Annotated in this window: 6 protein-coding genes, 2 tRNA genes and 2 pseudogenes; 5 read left to right on the forward strand and 5 right to left on the reverse strand. The window is 28.1% G+C overall.

What is annotated here, in order from left to right; translation table 11 throughout:
• Positions 1-19 precede the first annotated feature (19 nt).
• Positions 20-307: a hypothetical protein gene (locus AJN70_RS01450; protein WP_186821006.1), complete on the forward strand. Its 288-nt coding sequence runs from the start codon at positions 20-22 to the stop codon at positions 305-307.
• Positions 308-357: 50 nt separating this feature from the next.
• Here AJN70_RS01450 and AJN70_RS09305 read toward each other — a convergent pair.
• A pseudogene (locus AJN70_RS09305) lies at positions 358-1,210 on the reverse strand (tyrosine-type recombinase/integrase); the annotation flags it as partial.
• Positions 1,211-1,514: 304 nt separating this feature from the next.
• Between AJN70_RS09305 and AJN70_RS01460 the strand changes: the two are divergent.
• The 4 genes and pseudogenes from AJN70_RS01460 (at position 1,515) to AJN70_RS01470 (ending at position 4,138) form a co-directional block, all read left to right on the forward strand.
• Complete coding sequence (locus tag AJN70_RS01460; RefSeq protein WP_002881700.1) at positions 1,515-2,387, forward strand: 3'-5' exonuclease; 873 nt, start codon at positions 1,515-1,517, stop codon at positions 2,385-2,387.
• Between the two features lie 58 nt (positions 2,388-2,445).
• A pseudogene (locus AJN70_RS10035) lies at positions 2,446-2,622 on the forward strand (helix-turn-helix domain-containing protein); the annotation flags it as partial.
• Entirely contained in the window at positions 2,615-2,776 is a 162-nt protein-coding gene (locus AJN70_RS09565; protein WP_153882520.1) for a helix-turn-helix domain-containing protein, read from the forward strand. The pseudogene AJN70_RS10035 and the gene AJN70_RS09565, both read left to right, overlap by 8 nt.
• A 450-nt stretch (positions 2,777-3,226) precedes the next feature.
• Positions 3,227-4,138 (forward strand): AEC family transporter, encoded by a 912-nt coding sequence (locus AJN70_RS01470; protein WP_002861688.1) that lies wholly within the window; start codon positions 3,227-3,229, stop codon positions 4,136-4,138.
• 7 nt (positions 4,139-4,145) lie between these two features.
• Here AJN70_RS01470 and AJN70_RS01475 read toward each other — a convergent pair whose 3' ends face one another.
• From AJN70_RS01475 to AJN70_RS01490, 4 genes are all read right to left on the reverse strand, one after another.
• The gene (locus AJN70_RS01475; RefSeq protein WP_070295398.1) at positions 4,146-7,658 is read right to left on the reverse strand and encodes an acyl-[ACP]--phospholipid O-acyltransferase; all 3,513 of its coding nucleotides are present in this window, start codon (positions 7,656-7,658) and stop codon (positions 4,146-4,148) included.
• Between the two features lie 44 nt (positions 7,659-7,702).
• The gene (locus tag AJN70_RS01480; RefSeq protein ID WP_070233912.1) at positions 7,703-8,083 is read right to left on the reverse strand and encodes a hypothetical protein; all 381 of its coding nucleotides are present in this window, start codon (positions 8,081-8,083) and stop codon (positions 7,703-7,705) included.
• Between the two features lie 66 nt (positions 8,084-8,149).
• Positions 8,150-8,226, reverse strand: a tRNA-Asp gene (locus AJN70_RS01485).
• Between the two features lie 51 nt (positions 8,227-8,277).
• Positions 8,278-8,353: transfer RNA gene (locus tag AJN70_RS01490), tRNA-Val, on the reverse strand.
• Position 8,354: the final 1 nt, after the last annotated feature.

Genomic DNA, 8,354 nt, shown 5'->3' on the forward strand with positions numbered 1-8,354 from the left:
AGAAAATAGAGAAAAACTCATAAAAACCCTAATAATACACTTAAATTCTTATTTAGAGGCTGAAAGTAATCTACAAAAAATCAAGATTTTAGTCAAAATATATCAAAATTTACAAAAATGTAGCCGAACTCCTGATCTTATTGACATAGAAGAACTTGAATTTAACAAAGAAGACATTTTCGAAGAATTATTTTATACTTTAGGCGGTTTAGGAGGTATGTATTCCGTAGAAATAATACAATCAAGAATTGCAAATTTCATCAAAATACTTGGCGGAGAGCCTAAGCTTTTATTAGAACAATTTTAAACACATAGACTTCTTCTTGAAGTCTATGCAAATACTCAATTTTAGAAAAATTAATTATTCAATAACGCAGCTTTTATTGTATCATTTGTTGCTTTGGCATATATAGTAGTAGTATTTAGATTTGCATGTCTTAGAATTTTTTGTATGACCACAAGGTTTGTTCCTTTGGCTGTTAATCTCATGGCTAAAGTGTGTCTAAGCAAATGAAGTCCTTTTTTGCTGATCAAAGCTTTAGCGTAAATATTATTTACAATCAAAAAAGCATTGCTTCTATTTAAATGTTTTCCTGTGCTAGTTTGCATTATGTAATCACTATCTTGGATATTTTCTTTAAAATATTCAAGCTCATCATCCACTTCTTCTTTTTTAATAAATGCAAATTGTTCTTTACCGCCCTTGCCTATTATGGATATTTTTAATATTTCATCTTCAACCTCTTCAAAATCACAAAGTTTTACATTTAAAGCTTCAGAAATTCTAAGTCCTCCATAAAGCATAAGTTTTATCAGTAAAGAGTTTCTAAAACTATTATAAACTTCTTTTTTTGCTTTTTCTTTCTCTAAAACATTATTTAGCCTTATAATTTCATTTTCATTAAGATAATTTAATTTTTCTTCTGATTTTTCTGTTCTAAATCTAATTTTCTTCATATCAAAGGAAAAAATAAACAAATCATCATTATTATCGCTTATAAAAAAAGCTAGTTAATACTCTCAAATAAGTTATTTTTGTTTTTTTTGATAGTTTATTGCCATTTTTTGAATTATTTTCTAAATAATTAAGAAAATTGACTAAAAAAGTCGTTTTTATATCGTTTATTTGCATTTCATCTTGATAATCTAAAGAATATTCTACAAATTCTAGTAAAATACGCCTATAAAACAATAAAGTGTTCTTTAAATATAATATTATCTATATAAATAAAATTTCATATAATCTACATACAACATCAGAAATTGATAATAAATATTTATCTTGATTTATCTTATTGATGTTTTTAAGTTTTATTCCAACAATTTCATAAAACTTTAGTTTTATTGTATTTAATTTATCTTCAGTGTAAAAAATTTATATTTTGCAATTAGTCCTTCAAACAATTTTATAGATGTAAAATCTATATTTTCAAGTTCTTTGCTATACAAATAATTATTTATAACTTCTTTTAATTCAACTTACAAAACCAAAGCTAGAATATGATTTTATTTTAGTGGATAAAGCACAGGATATCAACGCTTGTGTTATCGACATTGCTCTTAACCAAAAGCAAGCTAAAAAAGTTTTTATAGGAGATACATTCCGAAGCATTTATAAATTCAGAGGTGCTGTAAATTCCTTAGAAGTATTAGCATCTATGCCAAAATCTCATATTTTATATCTAACTCAAAGCTTTAGATGCCCACAAAGCATAGCTACTATTGCCAATTCTTATTTGGGAATTTTAAATGCTCCAAGAGATTTTAAAGGAACGCTAAAACCAAGAAAGGAAAATAATGAAAATGAAGCAAAAGCTATAATATGCAGAACTAATGCTAAACTATTTAATATAGCAGTAGAAAATTTAAATAAAAAATTATTTTTTGTGGGAGGGGTGAATAGTTATAGTTTTGATGAGTTATTAGACATACAAAATCTTCTTTTTAAAAAACACAAATATATCAAAAATCAGTTTATTGCAAAATTTGCCGACTTAAAAGAACTTCTTGAATATATCAACGAAACTAAAGAGGTTGACTTAAAACAAAAAATATTTGTTCTTTTTAAATATGTACATAGCGATATTATAAAGCTTATTAAAGATATTGAAAAAAGTTGTGTTAAAAAACAAGAACAAGCTGATTTGATATTAAGTACAGGACACAAGAGCAAAGGCTTGGAATGGAACAATATTGAAATTATTGATGATTTTTTAAACATCAAGCAAGAACTTGAAGAAAGAGAGCAAATTACCATAGCAAAAGAAGAATTAAATCTTTTGTATATGGCAGTTACAAGAGCTAAAAATTCTTTAAACATTAACAAATATTATTTGCTTGAAAAAGATTTTATAGAAAAAAATTTAGAAAGGATAACAATAGAATGAAAATAATTAAAAAACTACAAGAAGATGGAAGCTTTAAAGAGCAGGCTATTATTCTGTCGATGAAGTTGCAAAAATGTACTCTGTAACCCATACAACAGTTCGTGTATGGAACTCAAGAGGTGTTCTAAAAAGCTTTAAATTAGAAAAAGGTTATTACATATCAAAAGAAACCATTCTCGATTTTCAGAAAATAGAAGACCCCCCCCCCAAAAAAAAGGAGAGGAAAAATGGTTGAAAAATATTATAATAGAGAAGAAATAGCAAAGATGCTTAATGTAAATATCCTAACAATTAGAAATTGGGTTAAGTCAGGATATATTAAGGAATATAAAATTAGTACAAATGTAAGAAAACCATTATATAATCTTGAAGAAATTGAAAAAAATTAAACTCCAATTCAAACAATATATAACAATCAATCACTCGCCTATGCTCTCGCTTCTTTTAGCGGGAGCGGTATATATTCAATCAACTCTTTAATATACACTTTTAAATACAATGGTAAAAATATTAAAAAAATAGGAATAAACATAATGTTTATAATTTTCCTAACTTTTATCCTAACTTTTTATTTTTATGCTATTTATAAATATTGTATAGTAGTGTTTTTATTAGCATTATTCAAATCTCGCTAACCGCACCATTATTTAAAATTATAATCATTTAACTTAAAATACTAACTATTTAAAATCAAATTTCAACTTACAATTTCTTAAAGTTACAAAAAATAAAAAATATTGGTTTTTTTAAAAAACTTAAAAAATATTAAGATTTTTTTTAAGTATAAAGAATATAATTCTATCCGTTTTCAAAAACCATCCCTTAAAAAGGATTATTCAATGTTTGTTTTTATACCATTATTTACAATTTTTATTTTACTTGCAGGCGGATATTTTGCCAAAAGAATTGGCGTTTTAAAGCAAAAACAAGCTAGGACTTTTTTAGATTTTGCTATTATTTTTGCTTTACCTTGTTTGATTTTCGATAAAGCATATCATTTAAATTTTGATTTTTCATTGATTATTTTTATTTTTATTGGATTGTTTAGTTGTATACTAGCAGCTTTTTTTGCTATTCTTATTGGAAAAGTTTTTCATTTTTCTAAAGTAACTTTAGTCAGTATGTTTTTGCTTTCTTGTTTTGGAAATACTATATTTGTGGGTATGCCTATTGTTGCTGGTATATTTAATGACCCACAATTTAGCGCTGAAGTTATATTTTACGATGCTTTAGCCACAACTTTACCTATATCACTTTTTGGACCTTTTATACTTTCTTTGGGAAATGGAGAAAAAGTCAGTTTACTTGCTAATGTTAAAAAAATTCTTAGTTTTCCACCTTTTTTAGCTTTGCTTTTTGGTTTTTTGTGCAAATTAATTACTTTACCTGAATTTATTTTCTCTCCTATTCGTTTATTTGGCGCTTCTGCAACCCCTGTTGCACTTTTTGCCATAGGTTTAGGACTTGGCTTTATGGCGATTAAAACCTCTTACAAACCTACAGTAATTGTCATCTTTGCTAAAATGATTTTAGCTCCTTTATTTTTTGTATTTTGTTTAAAAATATTTAATTTAGAATTAAAAAATTCTACCATTGTTGCTATTATAGAAAGCGCAGCTCCTACTATGACCTTAGCAGGAGCTATGGTAATGAAAGCTAAACTAGATAGCAATTTAGCCGTAAGTGCTGTAGCCTTTGGAGTTCTTTTTGCTTTTGTTTCTATGCCAATTTTAATTTGGGCTTTGTTATAAGCTCAAATTATATGGCTAAATTTTTAGCTAATTCTTTAACTTTTTTAAGATCAACTTTTCCTGAACCTAGGAGGGGAATTTTTTCTATTTGAAAATAATATCTAGGTTTAAAAAGTGTAGGTATATTAGAATTTTTTATAATCTCACATACTCTTTCAAAAATTTCATTATTACATTCTATGAGTAAAGCAATTTGTTCCCCTTTTTTCTCATCTTCTAAAGATGTGGCACAAAATTTAACCACTTCAGTATCTATGAATTTGGCAATTTCTTCTTCTATTGCACCCAAAGAAATCATCTCTCCGCCAATTTTTGCAAAGCGAGAATAACGATCGACAATATATAAAAAACCATCTTCATCCAAATGTCCCTTATCTCCCGTGTTGTACCATCTTATACCATCAATTTCTTTAATAACTTCATCGGTTTTTTCTTTGTCATTAAGATAGCCTACCATAACTTGATGACCGCCTATAAGTATGAGTCCATCTTCATTTGTTTTTAAATTTTCATAATTATTTGGATTAACAATACGTACCGCAGTTCCAGGTAGAGGCATTCCTACGCTTCCTTCTTTATTGGCACGATGTATAAGCCAATAATCCGCATCAAAACGATTCGGCAAATTTACACTCGCTACAGGTGTAGTTTCCGTAGCCCCGTAACCTTCAAAAATGCTTTTTTTAAACTTCATTTCAAAAGCAGTTCTTACTTCATTTTTTAGTTTTTCAGCGCCCGATACAACTATTCTTAAGCTTTCAAACATTAAAGCATCAAGCTTTTTATTTCTTGCATAAATTCCTAAAAAGGTTGAAGTTCCACACATAATAGTGACATTATTTTTAGCAACAGCTTTGGCAACCCCTAAGGCATCAGTTGGATCTGCAAAAGTGATGCTTTTAATACCCTCAAGCAAAGGTAAAAACGTAGTTACTGTAAGCCCAAAAGCATGGAAAGGTGGTAAAGACGAGAGAATGACATCATTATTTCTTGTGCAAAGCACATCAGAAATTTGTGCTATATTACTTAAAATATTACGGTTATTGAGCATAACACCCTTTGGAGACCCCTCACTTCCACTGCTAAATAAAATAGCTGCGATGGCAAGATTGTTTTTTGAGGGGGTGAAGATGGTTTTGAGTATAAAACCAGGCATGACACTAACTGCTAACATCATGCTAAAAATTTTAGTTTTTTGCATTTTAAAATCTTCTATAATATCTTCAAAATAAATTAAATGTATATTTGTATCGAAATTTAGGTTTATACCTTTATTTGCTAATTTTTCTAAAAAAGTTTTAGAAGTATAAATTTGTGAAATTTGCGCATTTTTTATAGCTGCTTTTAGAGCTTTTTCTCCAGCAGTGAAATTAAGATTTACTGCAATTTTTTCTGCGATTAAAACAGATAGATTGGTTAAAGAGTTTGCAAAAGAAGCAGGTAGTAAAATTCCTATAGCTTCCTCTTTAGGAGCGTAACTTCCACGCTGAGGGTTAATGTTTAATTCTTTGGATTTTCTTTTAATAAAAAAATTAAGAAATAAACTAAGAGACAACATTTTTCTATAAGAAATATCTCCGGCTAATGTATCAATAATAGCTATTTGATTTAGATTTTTTTTAGCCGTATCTATCCAAGATCTTGCTATAGTATGCATAGCTTCGCATTGTGATTTCCAAGCTATAAAAGAAAGTTCAAAAACTTTAGCTTTAACTTCATCTTTTTTAGAATGCAAAGGCATAGCTTTACCAAAAGCTATAGCAATTTTTCTTTTATTTAAAGTACGGTTTCTTGCTGAAAATTCTTCATCGATTCTTGAAAAAGCGCTACCCCAAAGTCCTCTTATATAAAAAGGAATAATTTTTCCATCATCTTCGCTTAAATATTCACAAGCTAATTCAAATCCTACTTTAAATTCATTTAATTGTCCATGTCGTGAAAGTGTACCTTCAGGAAACAAGCAAACTAAATTACCTTTTTTGATATGCTTTACTATCAGTTCTAAACTCGTCTTACTTCCTGTGTTTGATACAAGAATAATACCAAACTTATCAAGAAAAATTTTAATATACCATTTAGAATAAATACTTCTTTCCATAACAAAATAAATTTTTCTTGGAATTGTCATTTGTATAACAGCCCAATCAATAAAAGAAATATGATTACCCAAAAGCAAAGCTCCACCTTTTTCTGGTATATTTTCAAAACCTTCCACAAGCAAACGGTATCGTTGTAAAAAAGCTATGCTTAAAAGTATACGCACTAAAGAAAAGGGGAGTTTTAAAAGTATGTAAAAACTTCCTATAAAGGTTACCAAAGTAATAAAATAAAACAAATAAACCGCATTGATTTCAAATTTTGCAAATAAAGTTGCCAAAAATAAAAATCCCAACATGGCAATATTTTGAAAAAAATTATTTCCTGCAAGAATTTGTCCCAATTCATTTTCTTTGGCATGAAATTGGATTAAAGTATTTAAAGGAATGATAAAAAGAGCTCCGCAAAATCCAAAAAAGAAAAATAAAAAACTATAGCTTAATAAACTTATAAAATAAGGCATTAAAAAAGCCATTAAAAACATACCCAATACACCAAGTGGGATAAGTCCAAGTTCTATATAATTTTTTGAAAATTTACCAGCTACTAAAGAGCCTAAAATCACTCCTATACCAGAAAAAGCGAGTGAAATTTGCACATAAAAAGTATTTTCTATGAAAAGTTCATTTTTGACAAAGACAGGAAAGCTAACAAGATAAAGTTGAGATATAGCCCAAAAAAATGAAATTCCTATTATGCAAAGCCAAATAGTTTTATTTTTAAAAACAAGCTTAAGATTATTTATTAGAAGTTTTCCATGAATATAGTCTTTTTTATTAAAAACTAAATCTTTATTTGTTTGTTTGAGCTTAGGTAAACGCCACGCAAAAAATACTTCGATACAAGAAAATAAAATTAGCACAATTCCTAAAGGCGCTACTTCTTTTAAAATTTCATCTGTTTGATTATACGTAGAGCTATAAAGACTTTCAAAACTTAAAGAAAATAAAGCCATTCCTGCTAAGATTGCCATAATGCTTACTGCATTAATTACACCATTGCCCATAGCAAGAAAGTCTTTTCCTACAAGTTCTTTGATAAAACCGTATTTGCTTGGTGAATAAATCGCTGCTTGTGCTCCCATTATAAAAGTAAAAATAAAAGCCATCCAAAAAGCACCGCTATAGTAACAAATGCAAATTATTAAAGTGAGTACAACATTGAAAATTGCTGAAATTTTCATTACAATATTTTTTGGATATTTATCCGCTAAAAAACCCGAAGGAGAAAGCATAAGAATAAAAGGAAGTAAAATCAAAGCATTAACTATAGCATTTAAAAATAACTGCTCGCTTCCTTCATAGGCCTTATAAATAGTATTTTGAATAATAATTTTATGTCCCAAATCCACAAAAGCATTGATGAATGCTATAAGTAAAAAAGGAATTAATCCGTAAATTTTCAAAAAAGATTTTTTTTGCATTATTTAAACCTCGTCAATTAGCACTTATTTTACAAAAGAATTTATCAGTTTTTAGGAAAATTATCTATATTATCTTTTAAAATCATTCCATCGATTTTTAATTTATAAAATTTTTTAAAATTCTCTAATTTATCAACAATCATTAAAACCCTACTATCAAAAACATAAAATTCTGCAACCTTGCTAGCAAATTTTGCAAGTTTTTTGTCATTGCAAAGCAAAAACTTAGCTCCTAAAGCATTGGCTAAAAATATCTCGTCTTTATTTTGAACTAAAATAGCAAATTCAAAATCATTTTGACTTAAATAAGAAATCAATTTTTCATCATAAACAATACAATAAACTTTATTATCTTTAACTTCTTCAACACTTTCAATAAAAGAAAAATCTAAATTTTTTAATAATTTATGTCCAATAATAAGCATTTTTTTCCTTAGCTCTATTTTTTATTATTTTGCAAATTATACTTATAAAATTGTTACCAAGCAAGATGGCGCAGCGGACGGGGCTCGAACCCGCGACCTCCGCCGTGACAGGGCGGCATTCTAACCAGCTGAACTACCGCTGCATCCAAAGTAAAGAAGTAGAGATTATAAAACCTATTTATGATTTTATAAAATGGTGGTCACTATAAGACTCGAACTTATGACATCCACCTTGTAAGGGTGGCGCTCTACCAACTGAGCTAAGCGACCT

Source organism: Campylobacter sp. BCW_4341 (assembly GCF_001764255.1).
Taxonomy (GTDB): Bacteria; Campylobacterota; Campylobacteria; order Campylobacterales; family Campylobacteraceae; genus Campylobacter_D; species Campylobacter_D jejuni.